Raw genomic sequence first — 16,714 nt, 5'->3', positions numbered from 1 at the left:
CCAGGCTTTCAGCGAACCGGCGGCGGCACGGCAGGCGTGTCGCCGTCGACCGGCACGTGCAGCAGCACCGCCCGCAAGACCGTTTCCTTGATGACTTCACACCAGTGCGTGAGCTTCGCCTTGTCCATCAGCGGCTCACCGAGGAAGGCGCCAAGCGTGTACTGGTTGGCGTTATAGAAGTACCCGAGCGACGCGATCATGATGTACACATCACGCGCCTGCACACGCTTGCGAAACACGCCCTTCTCTTTGCCCGCGTCGAGCACTTTTTCGACGACCGAAATCGCATAGCCCGAGATCTCACGCAGCTTCGATGATTTCTTCGAGTGCTTGCCCTGGTGCAGGTTCTCGCTCGACAGCAGCGTGACGAATTCCGGATGGTCGAGGTAGTACTGCCAGACGAATTCGACCATCTGCGCGAGGCCATGCGCCGGGTCGTCAAGATCCAGATCGAGCTTGCTCTCGGCTTCGTTGAACTGCGAGTAGATCGTTTCCAGCACTTCGATGAACAACTGCTCCTTGCTGCCGAAGTAGTAATAGATCATCCTGTCGTGCGACTTCGCGGCCTTCGAAATACTCTCGACGCGCCCGCTCGCATAGCCCTGTTTCGCGAAGACCCGGATAGCGGCTCGCAGGATCTTCGCGCGCGTGTCCTGCGCCTGTTTCGCGCGGATGCCGGGGGTGCCTGGTTTGCGGGCAGCAGTCGTACTCATGGGCAGCCTCGATACGGAGTGTTGATGTGGCATCGCATGGTACACGCTCGCGTATCACGCGATGCCGCCCTGCCGGCCGATGTCAGTCGAACACCGGCGACTCGACGCCGAGTACCTTGTGCAGCTTCGAGCTCGTCGTCGTGTACTGCATGTGAATCTTGCGGTCCGGGAAGATATACGGCGCTGCGCCGAATGCGGCCAGCGCCGCTTCATGAAAGCCCGACAGGATCAGCTTCTTCTTCCCCGGGTACGTGTTGATGTCGCCGACTGCGAAAATGCCGGGCACATTCGTCTCGAACTTCTCTGTATCGACAGAAACCTGCTTGCGTGCAATGTCGAGGCCCCACTGTGCAATCGGGCCAAGTTGCGGCGAGAGTCCGAAGAACACCAGCAGATGATCGAGTTCAAGTGTGCGCGTGACGCCGTCGCCGCCTGCCACCTTGATACGCCGCAGCGCTTCGTGATGGTCCTCGAAGCCGTTGATCTGGCCAATCAGGCATTGCATTCGCATGTCGTCGCACAGCGCGTGCATTTTCGCAACCGATGCCGGAGCGGCGCGGAACTCGTCGCGCCGATGGACGAGCACGACGCTTTGCGCAATGTCAACGAGGTTGAGCGCCCAGTCGAGCGCGGAGTCCCCACCGCCGCAGACAACGATGTCCTTGTCGCGGAACAGTTCAGGATCGCGTATACGGTAGAAGAGTTGACGACCGTGATGTTTGTCGATGCCGCTTACTTTCAGCGTGCGCGGCTGGAACGAACCGACGCCCGCTGCGATGAAAATCGTCTTCGTAAAGAATTCGGTGCCCTTACTCGTGCGCACGAAGAAGCGGCCATCTGTCAGGCGCTCGATGATCTGCACCTCCTGGCCAAGGTGAAATGTCGCGCCGAACGGCTCGATCTGCCTGAGCAGGTTATCGGCGAGTTCCTGTCCGGTACAGATCGGCACTGCCGGAATGTCGTAGATCGGTTTGTCCGGATAAAGCTCGACGCACTGACCACCGACAACGGGCAGCGAATCGATGACATGCGCCTTGATTTCAAGCAGCCCCAGTTCGAACACCTGGAAGAGGCCGACCGGCCCGGCACCGACGATCAATGCGTCGGTTTCGATGGGCGATGGCGGTTCGGCGTGCGTGCGATGCTCGACTGGATGGTCGACAACCTCGTTCATGGGTTTCTCCTGCAATCGGTAGAGTGCGGAACAACGACGGAACGACGTGCAGCGCGCGTCCGCGGCGCGCAACTGCCAGAAAAGGGCGAAGTCGACACAAGCGGCGGCTTAGCGCTCGAGCAGATGCAGCTTGTCCGTGACGTCCTTCCACGTTTCGGCATCGGCGAGCGGCGGTTCGGCTTTCGTGGTCACGGGAAATGCGCCTGCAAGCTCCGCGTTCAGCGCAATGAAAGCTTGCTGCGCAACGGGCACATCCTCTTCGGCGTAAATTGCATTGATCGGGCACTCGGCAACGCAGACCGCACAGTCGATGCATTCATCCGGATCAATCACCAGCATGTTTGGCCCTGCATGAAAGCAGTCGACCGGATAGACCTCGACACAATCGGTATAGCGGCAGCGGATGCACGCTTCTGTCACGACATGAGTCACGGCGAAACTCCTTCTGCACGAGAGTGCGCGGCGAATATTGGCGCGCCGCAGCATGACGGCCGATGGGGAAAAGACGTTGCGCAGTCTATTTTGATCGAGTAGATTTCAATCAAGTTTGGTGTAGCGGATACTACACGAACGGTTAGTGACCGCAACATTTTTCAAAATGAAAAGCGTCGCGTGTCACACGAAAGTGCCTTGAAAAAGGGGCTATTTCGTTAGCCGGGCAGGACCGAATGTAATGTCGTTGCATGGAAACACCACCATGACTGAACATACGAAGGTCGATTTCGGTGCGGAGCGGGTTGATGGCGAAGTGGCCTCGACGCCTGGTCCCACCGTGCTCGAAAAATCGGCGCCGCGCAGCGAGCGGATGGCGTCGAACAAGATCGAATGCAATGCCTGTCCGGTGTTGTGTCAGATATCGGAAGGCCGCACCGGCGCGTGCGACCGCTATGCGAACGCAGGTGGCCGGCTGATTCGCGTCGATCCCGTGGTGTTCGTATCGCGCGCGGTTTCGGCAACGGAAGGGCCCGCGGTCGAATTCGGTGCAGCGGCCGGCGCGCAGGATCCTGTCAAGGAACAGGCACTCTTTGTCACTGGCGTGGGCGCATCGTCCACCTATCCTGACTACAAGCCCGCGCCTTTCATCGTGTCGTCGAAGCTCGACGACGTCGATATGGTCACGGTCGTCACGGAAGGCATCTTTAGCTACTGCAGCTTCAAGGTAAAGATCGACACGGATCGTTTTCTCGGGCCGGAGCAGTCGAACGTGCGTTGTCAGGGCGAAATTGTCGGCCACGTCACGACGGCCGAATATGGTTCGCAGATGCTGAGCCTCGGCGGCGTGCATCATCTGACAGGCGGCAGCAAGAAGGAAGGCCGCGTGACCTGCGACATGATGCAGGCACTTGGGAACAAGGAAGCGGTCGAATTCACCATCGACGGCGGCGCGAGTCTCGTCATTCGCGCGGGCGCGGCGCCCGTCGTGGACGGAGTCGAAGAAAAGCGGATGCGCGTCGGTTGCGGGTCGGCCACGATTGGTATCTTCGCGAAACAATGGTTTGGTCACGTCGATGAAGTCGTGGTGGTCGACGATCACATTACCGGTGTGCTGACCGAGCACCAGGCGGGACGTTGCCTTGGCATGACACGTTCCGGTCTGAAGATTCGCGGACGCAAGTCGACGCCGGGCCGCTATTTTCAGGTGGCCAATCCCGGCATCGGCTGGGGCGGCACGGATATCCAGGACCCGCTTGCGATCATCGAAGGTTTCGATCCTTCAGTTGCGCGCCCCGGCATGCGTCTGTTGATGGTGTCGACAACCGGCGAGCACGCGCAGTGGTATGAACTCGACCAGAATCTCGTACCGCAGCTGGCTTCGATGCCGGACGTGGTGCAAAGAACGGTAGAGCGCATCGGCGAGAACTGCGAGCCGTCGCTTGCCACGGTGCTGTTTATCGGCGGCGCGGGCGGTAGCCTGCGCGCCGGCGCAACCGAAAACCCCGTGCTGCTGACACGCGCGATCAAGCAGCGTCTGGTGAACGTGACATGCGGCGGAGCGCCAGCCTATGTGTGGCCAGGCGGGGGCATTACCGTGATGGTCGACGTGACGCGCATGCCCGACCGTTCGTTCGGCACGGTCCCCACGCCGGCGATCGTCGCGCCGATCGAATTTTCGATGACCGTCGACGCGTATCGCGATCTGGGCGGTCATATGGAAGCGGTCCGCTCGCTGGAAAGCGTGCTGGCGAACGGGCCGGATCACCTGGAAGGCGCACCGCTTGCTCGCCGCACGCTCGCCCGGCATACGGACAACCCATGGCCGCTCGGCGTACCGCCGATGCTCGGATAAGCGCAATGAACGCGACCCGCATGCAACTCCACGACCGGCGCTGGCATTGGCAACACGGTCCGATCGACCTGATCGTCGCGGCGGACGGCGATGCAGCCGCCGTCCGTGCAGCGCATGAAGCAGGCTGGCAGCGGTTTACGACGGTACTCGCGGAGCTGGTGTCGGAACTGCCGCTATTGAAACGCGCGATCGCAGGCGATGCAGCGCAAGCCGACAATCCTTGCCAGGGGGCCGTCGCGCGCAGAATGTGGCGGGCGTGTCATGCACATCGAGCGCACTACATCACACCGATGGCAGCGGTCGCAGGCAGCGTGGCGGACGAACTGATCGAAGCGTTCCAGCGAATTGGCGTGCGGCGTGCGTTCATTAATAACGGCGGCGACATCGCACTTCATCTGGGGCAGAACGAGTCCTACCGCGTCGGTGTGTTCAGCGATCTCGCCGCCTTCGGTGGCACGCCACTCGACGCCGTCGATGCACTGGATGCGAACATCACGCTAGACTACGCCACGCCGGTGCGCGGCGTTGCGACAAGCGGCTGGCGCGGCCGCAGCTTCAGTCTTGGCATCGCTGATAGCGTAACCGTGCTGGCGCCCACGGCGGCGCAGGCCGACGCAGCCGCCACCATGATTGCGAATGCCGTCGATGTCGATCATGCGGGTATCGTGCGACGTCCGGCTTCGTCGCTGAAGGATGAAAGCGATTTGGGCGATATCCCTGTCACTGTCGACGTCCCGGTGCTACGCCAACCGTTGATCGATATCGCGCTCGAGCGCGGCGCGGAGGAAGCGGCGCGTCTCTTCGATCTCGGGTTGATCGAAGGCGCAGCACTGTTTCTGCAACGGCGCACACGCGTCGTCGGCACGACGCACCCAGGCGACACGTTGCGCGCAGCGGGCGCAGGCGGCACGCGTCGGATCAATCAACAGACGGAGGCTCCGTGTTCGAAATACGCCGCGTGCTGACGCACGTCGAAGACATTTTTCACGAGTTCGGGCCCGCGCCCGCGCAACCGCTGCGGCGCGGTGCGATTGCCGCGGTGATGACCAACCCGTTCGCCGGTCGCTACGAACCGGAGATCCAGCATGCCATGGAAGCGCTCAAGCCGATCGGCGTCGATCTCGCGCAACGGCTACTCGCGGCGATGAACGTGCCGCACGCGGCGATCGAAGGCTACGGCAAAGGAGCCATCGTCGGCTCGGCGGGAGAGCTGGAACACGGCGCGCTGTGGCACGTGCCCGGCGGCTATGCGATGCGTGAACTGCTGGAAAAGAATGGGGTACCGACCAACGCGATCGTGCCGTCGACCAAGAAGGTCGGCCCGCCATCCGGCGCGCTCGATGTGCCGCTGACGCATGTCAACGCAAGCTACGTGCGCAGCCATTTCGACGCAATCGAAGTGCGCGTGCCCGGATCTCCGACAGCGAATGAAGTGGTGTATATCCTCGCGATGAGTACGGGGCAGCGCGTGCATGCGCGCGTCGGTGGGCTCGCAAAGGAAGCGATCGTCGGCAAGGACGGTCTGCGTTAAGCGGGCCGGGCGGCTTTGGCGATTCAGACGCACATCGGGACAAATGTGGTGATGACGGAGAGAGAGATGACAGTCAAGCTTCGCAAGCTGGTTGTGCAGGTCGATGAAACGCGCATTGAAATGGGTCAGACAATCGAACCGCCGGTCCGGCGTGCAGTAGCGATTGCCGTGATCGAGAATCCCTATGCGGGACGCTATGAGGCGAAACTCGACGCGCTGATCGAAGCCGGCGAAGAACTCGGCGGCCTCCTTGGCACTAAGTGCGTCGAAGCGCTTGGCATTGCGCCGGGCGATGCCCAGAGTTATGGCAAGGCGGCGATTGTCGGCGAAGCGGGCGAACTCGAGCATGCCGCCGCCATCCTTCATCCGAAGCTCGGCGCGCCGCTGCGGGTCGCCGTCGAAAAGGGCGCGGCGTTGGTGCCGTCAGCGAAAAAGATCGGCACGCTTGGCACCGCAATCGACGTGCCGCTTGGCCACAAGGACGCCGCCTATGTGCGCAGCCATTTCGACGCGATCGAAGCACGCGTCTCCGATGCGCCGCGTGCGAATGAGATCGTCGTGGCCGTTGCGGTCACGGCGTCGGGCCGGCCGCTGCCGCGTATCGGCGGATTGCAGGCCAGCGAGATCAAGGGCGAAGACGGTTTGCGCTGAATTAATTCGCTGATAGCGTGTGAGGGGGCGCAGCTTTTTCGATGCGCCGGATCGCAAGCCGCTGAGGGCAACGATGCTTTCGAATCTGCTGGTACAACTCGTCAACGGACTGGCCGATGCGTCAGCGCTCTTTCTCGTCGCGGCCGGGCTGTCGCTGATTTTCGGTGTGACGCGCATCGTCAACTTCGCGCATGGCTCGCTCTACATGATCGGCACTTACGTTGCGTACAGCATCGCCAGCCGCTTTGGGGCGACGGCGGGGGGCTTCTGGTTTTCCGTGCTTGCGGCCGCGCTGGTAGTGGCGGTGCTGGGCGCCCTTGTCGAGATGATCGTGCTAAGGCGCATCTATCAGGCACCGGAGTTGTTCAATCTCCTCGCGACGTTCGCGCTCGTGCTGATCTTTCGCGACGCGGCGCTATGGATCTGGGGGCCGCAGGATCTGTTCGGCCCGCGCGCGCCGCATCTCGCCGGCGCGGTCGATCTGCTCGGCCATCCACTGCCCACCTACGACATCGTGCTGATGGTCATCGGACCGCTCGTGCTGCTGGTCCTCTGGTATGCGTTGACGCGCACGCGCTGGGGCACGCTCGTGCGCGCCGCCACCCAGGATCGCGAGATACTCGGCGCGCTCGGTATCAATCAGGCGTGGCTGTTCACCGGCGTCTTTTTTGTCGGCGCGTTTCTGGCCGGACTGGGTGGCGCGCTGCAGGTGCCGCGCATGTCGGCGAACCTGTCGCTGGATCTGGAGACGATCGGCAATGCGTTCGTGGTCGTGGTGGTCGGCGGGATGGGTTCGATCCCTGGCGCGTTTGTCGCCGCGTTGCTGATCGCTGAAATCAAGGCGCTTTGTATCGGCATCGGCAACGTGTCGATTGGCGGCATCGATCTTTCGTTGAGCAAGTTCACGCTGGTTGCCGAATTCGTCGTGATGGCCGTGGTGCTCGTCGTGCGGCCCTGGGGACTGCTGGGTCGCGCCACTGCCGCGGTACGCGCGATGGCCGCACCGGAAGCTCCGCTGCGGCCAGCAGGCAAGCGCTTGCGGGTGCTGGCGGTTGTTGCGCTGCTCGTGCTTGCACTTGCACCGCTCGCCGCGAACGCGTTTCCGTATATGCCCGTGCTGCTTGTCGAAATCCTGATCGCGGTGCTGTTTGCGACGAGCCTGCATTTCATCATGGGGCCGGGCGGCATGCATTCGTTCGGGCATGCCGCGTACTTTGGGCTCGGCGCGTATGGCGCTGCGCTCTTTCTTAAGGTCCTTGATCTGCCGATGGAAGCCGCATTGCTGCTCGGACCGCTGCTTGCGGTGGTCGGCGCGCTCGTGTTCGGCTGGTTTTGCGTGCGGCTCTCCGGCGTCTATCTCGCGATGCTGACGCTCGCGTTCGCGCAGATCGTGTGGTCCGTCGTGTTCCAGTGGGATGACGTCACCGGCGGCAGTAACGGCATTCTTGGACTATGGCCATCGACCTGGCTTTCGTCGCCCGTTGCGTATTACTACCTGACGCTGGTGTGTGCTGTGATCGGCGTGTGGCTACTGCGCAAAATGCTGTTCTCGCCGCTGGGTTATGCGATGCGCGCGTCGCGCGATTCGGTGCTGCGGGCCGAGGCGATCGGTATCGACGTCAAGCGGGTGCAATGGGCGGCATTTGTCATTGCCTCGCTGTTTTGCGGGCTCGCTGGCTCGCTGTACGCGTTTTCGAAAGGCACGATTTCGCCTGAGGTGATCAGTGTGAGCCGCTCTGTCGATGGTCTCGTGATGGTGTTGCTCGGCGGTCTGCAGACGCTGACCGGCCCGATTGTCGGCGCTGCGGTGTTCACTTGGCTGCAGGATACGGTCGCGCGTCAGACCGACTACTGGCAGGCGCTGCTCGGCCTGGCGATCCTGCTGCTCGTCATCGCGTTTCCGCAAGGCATCGTCGGGTTTATCCGCGACCGCTTCGGCGATGACGACGTCACCACCAAAAATGGCGATGCCAGCACCCGCGCGCCGGGCGCCGCGGTGAAGGAGGGCCTATGAGCCTGTTGCGCGTGTCCGGGCTGTCGAAGTCGTTTGGCGGCCTCAAGGCCGTCGACGGCGTGTCGTTCGATCTCGAAGCCGGTCAGCTGCTCGCCTTGCTTGGGCCGAACGGCGCGGGCAAGTCGACCTGCTTCAACATGGTCAACGGGCAGTTGCGCCCGTCGTCGGGTTCGATCGTATTCGACGGGCACGAACTCGTCGGACGTCGTCCGCGCGATATCTGGCGGTTGGGCGTTGGCCGCACGTTCCAGATTGCCGCGACGTTCAATTCGATGACCGTGCTGGAAAACGTGCAGATGGCGCTGGTTTCGCGCGAGCGCAAGCTGTTTGGTCTCTGGAAAGCGACCTCGTCCTGGTATGCGGACGAGGCGATGAGTCTGCTCGAACAGGTCGGCATGGCCGCTGACGCGCACCGCGCGTGTGGCGTGCTGGCGTATGGCGACGTCAAACGCATCGAGCTGGCGATTGCGCTGGCCAACCGTCCGAAGCTGCTGCTGATGGATGAGCCGACTGCAGGCATGGCGCCGAAGGAGCGTCACGACCTGATGGCGCTCACCAGACGTCTCGTCACCGAACGGCAGATTGGCGTGCTTTTCACGGAACACAGCATGGATGTCGTATTCGCTTACGCCGACCGCATGATCGTGCTCGCACGCGGCAAGCTGATCGCCGAAGGCAGTGGGGAAGCGATCCGCAACGATGCACGCGTGCAGGAAGTGTATTTCGGCACCGGCAAGACGTTCCAGCCTCGCGCGCCGCTTGCCGGTACGGATTCACAGGGAGCGCTGCAATGAGCGAGCCGATGCTCAAGGTGTCCGGCCTCAACGCGTTCTATGGCCGCGCCCACATCCTGTTCGATGTCGGGCTTGAAGTCGGCCGAGGCGAAGTGGTTGCGCTGATGGGGCGCAACGGCGCGGGCAAGTCGACGACGATGAAAGCCGTCATGGGCCTCTTGCCGCGCAAACAGGGCGAGGTGTGCTTTCGCGGCACGGACATCACTGCGTTACCGCCATACCGTATCGCGCGGATGGGCATGGGCTTCGTGCCGGAAGACCGGCGCGTGTTCGCCGATCTCACCGTGATGGAAAACCTCGATGCCGGTCGCCAGCCGCCGCGCGAGGGTGCGCCGCAATGGACCCCTGACAAGCTGTTCCGCCTCTTTCCCAATCTCGGCGAAATGCCGAAGCGTCCGGGTGGGCAGATGAGCGGCGGCGAGCAGCAGATGTTGACCGTATCGCGCACGTTGATGGGCAATCCACATCTCGTGCTACTCGATGAACCGTCGGAGGGCGTCGCGCCGGTGATCGTCGAACAGATGGCGAACATGATTCTCGAACTGAAGCGCGAGGGGCTGTCGATCCTGCTGTCGGAACAGAACCTGCACTTTGCCGAACTGGTTAGCGATCGTGCGTATGTTCTTGAAAAAGGGCAGATCCGCTTTAGCGGCACGATCGGCGAACTCGCGAAGAACGAAACAGTCAGGCGCGCGTATCTGAGCGTTTGATGCCTGCGGAGCGGAAACTGGCGCACCGCACTGTCATAGCGAACGTGGCGAAAGGAGAAGCAGATGGCAGCAGAGACGTTGACGGGCACTTCGGGGAAGGTCGTGGTCAAGAACATCGGCCTGCTGTTATCGGGCGATATCGACAAGCCGATTCTCGATGCAGACACGATCGTGATCGACGATGGCGTGATCGTCGCGGTGGGCAGGGAGAAGGACTGCGACCCTGAAGGCGCGCGCACGACGATCGATTGCAAGGGCACGACGGTCGCGCCTGGGCTCATCGATTCCCACGTGCATCCCGTATTCGGCGACTGGACGCCGCGTCAGAATCAGATGGGCTGGATTGAATCGAATCTGAACGGCGGCGTGACGACGATGATCTCCGCCGGCGAAGTGCATCTGCCGGGCCGCCCGAAAGACGTGATCGGCGTGAAGGCGCTTGCGATCACCGCACAGCGTTCGTTCGAAGGAATGCGTGGTGCGGGCGTTGGTGGCGGCGTGAAGGTGCTGGCCGGCGCACCGGTGATCGAGAAAGGCATGGTCGAGTCCGACTTCAAGGAACTGGCCGACGCTGGCGTCAAACTGCTGGGCGAAGTCGGGCTGGGAAGCGTGAAAGCTGGCGAGGAAGCTGGCCAGATGGTCGCCTGGGCGCGCAAGTACGGCATCCAGAGCACGATACACACAGGCGGCCCGTCGATCCCCGGTTCAGGATTGATCGACAAGGACGTTGTGCTCGCCGCCGATGCCGATGTCATCGGCCATATCAACGGCGGCCATACATCGCTGCCGTACAAACATGTCTGCGATTTGTGCGAGCAGTCCACCCGCGCGCTCGAAATCGTCCACAACGGCAATGAGCGCATTGCGCTCTTGACCGCGCGTCACGCGATCGAACTCAAATGTCCGCATCGGATCATCCTCGGCACAGATAGCCCGGCTGGCTCCGGTGTGCAGCCGCTTGGCATTCTGCGGATGATCGCGTTGATCTCGAGCCTTGCCGACGTGCCCGCTGAAATCGCCTTCTGCTTCGCGACGGGGAATACGGCGCGTCAACGCAATCTGCGCCAGGGGTTGATCGAAACGGGGCGTCCCGCTGATCTGGTATTCATGGACCGCGCGCAGCACACAGCGGGCAGTACGCTGCTGGAAAGCGTGCAACTGGGCGACGTGCCCGGCATCGGCATGGTGATGATCGACGGCCTGATTCGCTGCCGACGCAGCCGCAATACGCCGCCGGCCACTGAAGTGCCGGTGGTGGTCTGAGCGTCCGCACGCACGTTCACGCGATGAACCGCCTGATGCCACTGACGCTCAACGTGAACGGCGCAACGCACCGCGTTGACGCTGACGTCGACACGCCTCTGCTCTACCTGTTGCGTAACGATCTGGAGTTGAATGGCCCGAAGTTCGGCTGCGGCCTGGGCGAATGCGGTGCCTGCACCGTTTTGCTGGACGGCATGCCGACGCGTGCCTGCGTGACCACCGCCAGGGTCGCGCAGGGCCGCGAGATCACGACGCTCGAAGGTCTGGGCACACGCCATGCGCTGCATCCGGTTCAGCAGGCCTTCATCGAAGAACAGGCCGCGCAATGCGGCTACTGTCTGAACGGCATGATCATGACCGCAAAGGCGTTGCTCGACCGCGATCCGCATCCGAACGTCGACGTGATCCGGCGGGAGCTGTCGCGCAATCTTTGTCGCTGCGGCACGCACGTCGAGATCGTGCGTGCCGTGCAGCGCGCGGCCGAACTGCTTGCCGCGCGGCATGAAAGCGCCGGAGGCCACGCATGACCGGGCCGGACTTCAGCGTCGATCGCCGTCGCGAGCCTGTATCGCGCCAGATGTTGTTCGACAGCACGAACGTGCTGATCGTCACGCGGCCGCCGCAGGCGCCTGCCAGGCCTGCGAGCGGGCAACCGGGTTCGAGGTCGTCACACGTGCCGACCGAACCCGATCTGTTCCTCGCGGTACGCGGTGACGGCAGCGTGGTCGCGTTCAACGGGCACGTCGATCTAGGCACGGGGATCGACACCGCGCTTGCGCAGATCGTCGCGGAAGAACTCGATGTGCCGCTGACGCGAGTTGGCATGGTGCTGGGGCACACCGTTGATGCGCCGAACCAGGGGCCGACGATCGCAAGCGCGACGATCCAGATTTCGGCGGTTCCGCTGCGTCAGGCTGCGGCTCAGGCGCGGCAGTTTCTCGTCCGAGAGGCGGCGCAACGCTGGAATGTGAGCGCGGAATCGCTCGATGTGCGCGATGGCATCGTGCACCGCCTGGGCGGCGATATCGCAGAAGGCATTGGCTACGCTGAACTCATCGCAGGGCGGCGTATCGAGTTGAAGCTCTCGCCGGAGACGCCGGTGAAGTCGCCGGACGAATACCGCATCGTCGGCAGAAGTACACCGCGTGTCGACATTCCGGCTAAAGCCACGGGCGAGCTGACCTTCGTTCACGACGTGCGCGTGCCGGGCATGCTGCATGGGCGTGTGGTGCGCCCGCCGTATGCGGGCATCGCACAGGGCGATTTCATCGGCAATAGCCTCGTGCATGTCGATGAAGCGTCCGTGAGCGATATGCCAGGTATCGCGAAGGTTGTTGTGATTCGGGATTTCGTCGGTATCGTGGCAGAGCGCGAAGAGGTCGCGCAGAATGCGGCGAAGCGACTCGATGTGCGATGGAAACCTGTAGAAGGCATCCCCGCACTCGATAGCAGCGAAGAAGTCGAAGCCGCGTTGCGAGGGAATCCGGCGAAGCGTCGCGATCTGCTGATCGAGGGCGACGTCGATGCGGCGCTCGCGAACGAAGCCAAAATGCTGGAACGCACCTACGTATGGCCGTTTCAGATGCATGCATCGATCGGGCCGTCCTGTGCGGTCGCCGACTATCGTGATGGGACGCTCAAGGTCTGGTCGGGCACGCAGAATCCCCATTCACTGAGGGCGGACCTTGCGCTGCTCCTCTCGCTCGATGAAACGCAGATCGAGGTCGTCAGAATGGAAGCGGCGGGCTGCTACGGCCGCAACTGCGCCGACGACGTTGCCGCCGACGCAGCGCTTCTGTCGCGTGCAGTGGGCAAGCCGGTGCGTGTGCAACTGTCGCGGGAAGACGAACACGCATGGGAGCCAAAAGGCGCGGCGCAATTGATGGATGTGCGCGGCGCGGTCGATGCAAACGGCGTGCTGACGGGCTATGACTTCGCGACCCGTTACCCATCGAACGACGCGCCCACGCTCGCATTGCTGTTGACTGGCGCGATTCCCCCGCAGCCGCAGGTATTTGAAATGGGCGACCGTACGGCGGTGCCGCCGTACGACTATCAGTCGATGCGTGTGGTCTGCGACGACACGCCGCCGATCGTGCGAGCCTCATGGCTGCGTGGCGTGTCTGCGTTGCCGAATACGTTCGCGCACGAATCGTTCATCGACGAACTTGCTGCTGAAGCAGGCATCGACCCTGTTGAATTTCGTTTGCAGCACCTGACCGATCCGCGTGCGATCGATCTTGTGAAGGCCACTGCGGAAAAAGCCGGGTGGGCGCCGCGCGCCATGACGCTCAAGCGGGACGAAGACATGGGCGATGAGCAGAACGACATCGCACATGGACGCGGGTTCGCGTACGCCCGCTACGTGCACAGCAAGTTTCCGGGCTTCGGTGCGGCATGGGCAGCCTGGGTCGCCGATATCGAGGTCAACAGGAAGAGTGGCGAGATGGCTGTGAAGCGCGTCGTCGTCGGGCAGGACACGGGGACGATGGTGAATCCCGACGGCGTGCGCCATCAGATCCACGGCAACGTGATTCAGGCGACCAGCCGTGCGTTGAAGGAGCGCGTGACGTTCGGCGGCACGGCGGTCACGAGTCAGGAGTGGGGCGCCTATCCGATCCTGACGTTCCGCGAAGTGCCCGTGATCGATGTGCTGATGATGCCGCGTCACGGCGAGCCGCCGATGGGCACCGGCGAATCCGCGTCGTTGCCTGGTGCGGCTGCCATCGCGAATGCGTTGTTCGACGCGACCGGCGTGCGCTTTCGCCGGCCGCCCTTTACGCCGGATGTGATCCGCGCCGCACTGGCCGATGCGCAGGCGGAAGAGAAAGCGGCCCGCCGCAAGAAACGCTGGCGCTTCGGTTTGCCCGGCCTGCTCGGCGCGCTGGCAGCAGGCGCAGCGGGCCTGCTCGGTGCGATGTCGCTTGCGCCACAGCCCCTCGCACCCATCACACCGCCGCTTGCAAGCGCGTTCGCCCCGGACCTGGTCGCACGCGGAAAGGTGCTCGCCGCCGCAGGCGATTGCGCCGTTTGCCACACTGCGCACAATGGCGTGCCGAATGCGGGGGGCCTGCCGCTCGAGACGCCGTTCGGCACCGTGTACAGCACGAACATCACGCCGGACGCGCAGACGGGCATCGGCAACTGGTCCCTCGATGCGTTCACGCGTGCCATGCGTCAGGGCATCCATCGCGATGGCCGGCACCTGTATCCCGCGTTTCCGTACACGTCGTTCAAGAACGTCTCCGACGACGACCTGAAAGCGCTTTACGCTTACCTGATGTCGCAGACCCCGGTCCGCTCGCGGCCTCCCGAAACGAATCTCGCCTTCCCGTTCAACGTGCGGCCGTTGATGGCTGTCTGGAACGGCCTGTTTCTCGGCCGGAACACGGTTGCCCACGATCCCGAGCAGACTGCGCAGTGGAATCGCGGCGCGTATCTCGTCAACGGACTCGGCCATTGCAGCGCCTGTCATACGCCGCGCAACGCGCTAGGCGCAGAGAAGACCGGCGCGGCGTTTCTGTCGGGCGGTACCGCCGACGGCTGGCAGGCGCCAGCGCTCACGACAAGCTCAGACGTGCCGGTGCCCTGGACTGAAGACGAGCTGTTCAGCTACCTGCGCTTCGGTCACGCGAAGCTGCACGGTGTGGCGGCGGGCCCGATGGCGGCCGTGGTCAGCGAACTGTCGGCGTTGCCCGACGCCGACGTTCGCGCGATGGCAACCTACCTCGCGTCGCTCAATCCCACCGAACCGAACGCGGATCCGCAGGCACTCGCCCGCGAGTACGAGAAGGCCAGCTCCGCAACCGCTATGGAGTCCGCCTCCAGCCTCGGTGCGAAGCTCTTCGACGGCGCCTGCGCCGCGTGTCACCACATGGGCAGCGGGCCGCAACTTTTTGGCGCGCATCCGTCGCTTGCGCTCAACACGAACCTGCACAGCGCAACGCCGGACAACCTGATACGCGTGATTCTCGATGGGATTGGCTCGCCTGCGCAACCGGATCTCGGTACGATGCCGGCTTACCGCGACAGCTTCAACGATGCCCAGGTCGCCGAACTCGTGGCGCACCTGCGGCAGCAGTTCGCGGGCGGCAAGCCCGCATGGCAGAACGTCGAGGCTGCGGTCGCGCGGATTCGGGCCGATTCGCGGACTGATGCGCAGGCCAATTAGCATGTCGGTTCACGCGGCGGCTCGCGCGGCGCATCGCTTGACCAGCCTGGCCCGCCTTCTGCTGGACCTTGCACTGAGCACTGAACCTGGCCGGACCCGAACTCGCAGCATTCCCGCAATCCCCCTGATAACGGAGAAAAGCATGACCACGCGCGCAGGATGGATCTCTCGCTTGACTGTCTCGTTGACGCTATCGCTGACGGCGCTCGGCGCCACGGCGCAGCAGACGATCAAGATCGGTGAAATCAATAGCTACAAGGCACAACCGGCCTTTCTGGGCCCGTACAAGAACGGCTGGAACCTCGCGCTCGAGCAGATCAACGCGGGGGGCGGCGTGCTCGGCAAGCAGCTGGAAGTGATCTCTCGCGACGATAACGGCAACCCGGGCGATACCATTCGCGTCGCCCAGGAACTGATCGCAAACGAACAGGTGCAGTTGCTGTTTGGCGGCTTCCTGTCGAACACGGGCCTGGCGCTGTCCGACTTCGCGAAGCAGAAGAAGATCTTTTTCCTTGCCGCCGAACCGCTCACTGACAAGATCGTCTGGGCCGACGGCAACAAATACACGTACCGTCTGCGCCCGTCGACGTATATGCAGGTCGCGATGCTGGTGCCCGAGGCGGTGAAGCTCAACAGGAAGCGCTGGGCACTCGTCTATCCGAACTATGAGTATGGGCAATCGGCGGTCGCCACGTTCAAGAAGCTGATGAAGGCCGCGCAACCGGACGTCGAATTCGTCACCGAACAGGCGACGCCGCTCGGCAAGCTCGATGCCGGTGCAGTGACGCAGGCGCTGGCCGACGCGAAACCCGATGCGATTTTCAACGTGCTGTTTGGCGCCGACCTCGGCAAGTTCGTGCGTGAAGGCAATACACGTGGTCTCTTCAAGGACCGCAGCGTCGTATCGCTGCTGACCGGCGAGCCGGACTATCTCGATCCGCTGGGCGCCGAAGCGCCGACAGGCTGGATCGTGACGGGCTACCCCTGGTATTCGATCGATACCGCGGCGAACAGGAAGTTCGTCGATGCGTATCAGGCGAAGTACCACGACTATCCGCGGCTGGGATCGGTGGTGGGCTATTCGGCCTTGATGTCGATTGCGGCCGGACTGAAGAAAGCCGGTTCGACCGATCCAGACAAGCTGGCTGCCGCGTTCAAGGGGCTCGGTGTCGACACGCCGTTCGGGCCGATCACGTATCGCACGCAGGACAATCAGTCGACGATGGGCGCCTATGTGGGCGTGACCGGCGTGAAGGACGGCAAGGGCGTGATGACGACGTATCGCTACATCGACGGCGCGAGCGTGCAACCGTCAGACGCCGAAGTGAAGAAGCTGCGCACGGCAGAGTAAGCGTTGCGTGGCCGTCGCGCGGGGGCGTCGATGATCGCTGCCGCGCGCGGTTGGC

14 protein-coding genes are annotated in these 16,714 nt (G+C 63.1%); 11 read left to right on the top strand and 3 right to left on the bottom strand.

Translation table 11 applies throughout. The features are described from left to right. Positions 1–8: 8 nt before the first annotated feature. From B0G77_RS29475 to fdxA, 3 genes are all read right to left on the bottom strand, one after another. On the bottom strand, positions 9–713 hold the full coding sequence (locus B0G77_RS29475; RefSeq protein WP_133665430.1) for a TetR family transcriptional regulator: 705 nt from the start codon (positions 711–713) through the stop codon (positions 9–11). An 82-nt stretch (positions 714–795) separates the two neighbouring features. Beyond that, complete coding sequence (locus tag B0G77_RS29470; protein WP_133665429.1) at positions 796–1,887, bottom strand: NAD(P)/FAD-dependent oxidoreductase; 1,092 nt, start codon at positions 1,885–1,887, stop codon at positions 796–798. Between the two features lie 108 nt (positions 1,888–1,995). Further along, positions 1,996–2,319 carry a ferredoxin FdxA gene (gene fdxA, locus B0G77_RS29465; protein ID WP_133665428.1) on the bottom strand — a complete coding sequence of 108 codons (324 nt, stop codon included), beginning with the start codon at positions 2,317–2,319 and terminating at the stop codon, positions 1,996–1,998. A 265-nt stretch (positions 2,320–2,584) separates the two neighbouring features. Here fdxA and B0G77_RS29460 point away from each other — a divergent pair, with 265 nt between their 5' ends. The 11 genes from B0G77_RS29460 to B0G77_RS29410 all read left to right on the top strand — a co-directional run bounded on the left by B0G77_RS29460 (position 2,585) and on the right by B0G77_RS29410 (position 16,659). Next, on the top strand, positions 2,585–4,174 hold the full coding sequence (locus tag B0G77_RS29460; RefSeq protein ID WP_133665427.1) for a 6-hydroxynicotinate reductase: 1,590 nt from the start codon (positions 2,585–2,587) through the stop codon (positions 4,172–4,174). Between the two features lie 5 nt (positions 4,175–4,179). Next, positions 4,180–5,139: a UPF0280 family protein gene (locus B0G77_RS29455; protein WP_133665426.1), complete on the top strand. Its 960-nt coding sequence runs from the start codon at positions 4,180–4,182 to the stop codon at positions 5,137–5,139. Continuing rightward, positions 5,115–5,705, top strand: a complete 591-nt coding sequence (locus tag B0G77_RS29450; RefSeq protein ID WP_133665425.1) for an amino acid synthesis family protein — start codon at positions 5,115–5,117, stop codon at positions 5,703–5,705. The genes B0G77_RS29455 and B0G77_RS29450 overlap by 25 nt, the downstream gene beginning before the upstream one ends. 66 nt (positions 5,706–5,771) lie before the next feature. Continuing rightward, a complete protein-coding gene (locus B0G77_RS29445) occupies positions 5,772–6,356 on the top strand; it encodes an amino acid synthesis family protein (RefSeq protein WP_133665424.1) in 585 nt (194 codons plus the stop codon). A gap of 73 nt (positions 6,357–6,429) precedes the next feature. Beyond that, entirely contained in the window at positions 6,430–8,370 is a 1,941-nt protein-coding gene (locus tag B0G77_RS29440) for an ABC transporter permease (RefSeq protein WP_133665423.1), read from the top strand. Next, positions 8,367–9,164 carry an ABC transporter ATP-binding protein gene (locus B0G77_RS29435; RefSeq protein ID WP_133665422.1) on the top strand — a complete coding sequence of 266 codons (798 nt, stop codon included), beginning with the start codon at positions 8,367–8,369 and terminating at the stop codon, positions 9,162–9,164. Before B0G77_RS29440 ends, B0G77_RS29435 begins: the two co-directional genes overlap by 4 nt. Further along, positions 9,161–9,874: an ABC transporter ATP-binding protein gene (locus B0G77_RS29430; protein ID WP_133665421.1), complete on the top strand. Its 714-nt coding sequence runs from the start codon at positions 9,161–9,163 to the stop codon at positions 9,872–9,874. The genes B0G77_RS29435 and B0G77_RS29430 overlap by 4 nt, the downstream gene beginning before the upstream one ends. 63 nt (positions 9,875–9,937) lie before the next feature. Further along, positions 9,938–11,137, top strand: coding sequence for an amidohydrolase family protein (locus tag B0G77_RS29425; protein ID WP_133665420.1), 1,200 nt, complete (start codon positions 9,938–9,940; stop codon positions 11,135–11,137). A 23-nt stretch (positions 11,138–11,160) separates the two neighbouring features. After that, positions 11,161–11,664, top strand: a complete 504-nt coding sequence (locus tag B0G77_RS29420) for a (2Fe-2S)-binding protein (RefSeq protein ID WP_133665419.1) — start codon at positions 11,161–11,163, stop codon at positions 11,662–11,664. After that, positions 11,661–15,308 (top strand): molybdopterin cofactor-binding domain-containing protein, encoded by a 3,648-nt coding sequence (locus tag B0G77_RS29415; protein ID WP_133665418.1) that lies wholly within the window; start codon positions 11,661–11,663, stop codon positions 15,306–15,308. The genes B0G77_RS29420 and B0G77_RS29415 overlap by 4 nt, the downstream gene beginning before the upstream one ends. A 142-nt stretch (positions 15,309–15,450) precedes the next feature. After that, a complete protein-coding gene (locus B0G77_RS29410) occupies positions 15,451–16,659 on the top strand; it encodes an ABC transporter substrate-binding protein (RefSeq protein ID WP_133665417.1) in 1,209 nt (402 codons plus the stop codon). Positions 16,660–16,714 lie beyond the last annotated feature (55 nt).

This window comes from Paraburkholderia sp. BL10I2N1, from assembly GCF_004361815.1.
GTDB lineage: Bacteria > Pseudomonadota > Gammaproteobacteria > Burkholderiales > Burkholderiaceae > Paraburkholderia.
This window is presented reverse-complemented; position numbering and strand designations above follow the sequence as displayed.

Excerpts from the sequence above, each read along its gene's own strand:
- B0G77_RS29445 (WP_133665424.1), top strand. The coding sequence starts at position 5,772 with ATGACAGTCAAGCTTCGCAAGCTGGTTGTGCAGGTCGATGAAACGCGC.
- B0G77_RS29455 (WP_133665426.1), top strand. The coding sequence starts at position 4,180 with ATGAACGCGACCCGCATGCAACTCCACGACCGGCGCTGGCATTGGCAA.
- B0G77_RS29460 (WP_133665427.1), top strand. The coding sequence starts at position 2,585 with ATGACTGAACATACGAAGGTCGATTTCGGTGCGGAGCGGGTTGATGGC.
- B0G77_RS29430 (WP_133665421.1), top strand. The coding sequence starts at position 9,161 with ATGAGCGAGCCGATGCTCAAGGTGTCCGGCCTCAACGCGTTCTATGGC.
- B0G77_RS29475 (WP_133665430.1), bottom strand. The coding sequence starts at position 713 with ATGAGTACGACTGCTGCCCGCAAACCAGGCACCCCCGGCATCCGCGCG.
- B0G77_RS29435 (WP_133665422.1), top strand. The coding sequence starts at position 8,367 with ATGAGCCTGTTGCGCGTGTCCGGGCTGTCGAAGTCGTTTGGCGGCCTC.
- B0G77_RS29440 (WP_133665423.1), top strand. The coding sequence starts at position 6,430 with ATGCTTTCGAATCTGCTGGTACAACTCGTCAACGGACTGGCCGATGCG.
- B0G77_RS29470 (WP_133665429.1), bottom strand. The coding sequence starts at position 1,887 with ATGAACGAGGTTGTCGACCATCCAGTCGAGCATCGCACGCACGCCGAA.
- B0G77_RS29415 (WP_133665418.1), top strand. The coding sequence starts at position 11,661 with ATGACCGGGCCGGACTTCAGCGTCGATCGCCGTCGCGAGCCTGTATCG.
- B0G77_RS29420 (WP_133665419.1), top strand. The coding sequence starts at position 11,161 with ATGAACCGCCTGATGCCACTGACGCTCAACGTGAACGGCGCAACGCAC.
- B0G77_RS29410 (WP_133665417.1), top strand. The coding sequence starts at position 15,451 with ATGACCACGCGCGCAGGATGGATCTCTCGCTTGACTGTCTCGTTGACG.
- B0G77_RS29425 (WP_133665420.1), top strand. The coding sequence starts at position 9,938 with ATGGCAGCAGAGACGTTGACGGGCACTTCGGGGAAGGTCGTGGTCAAG.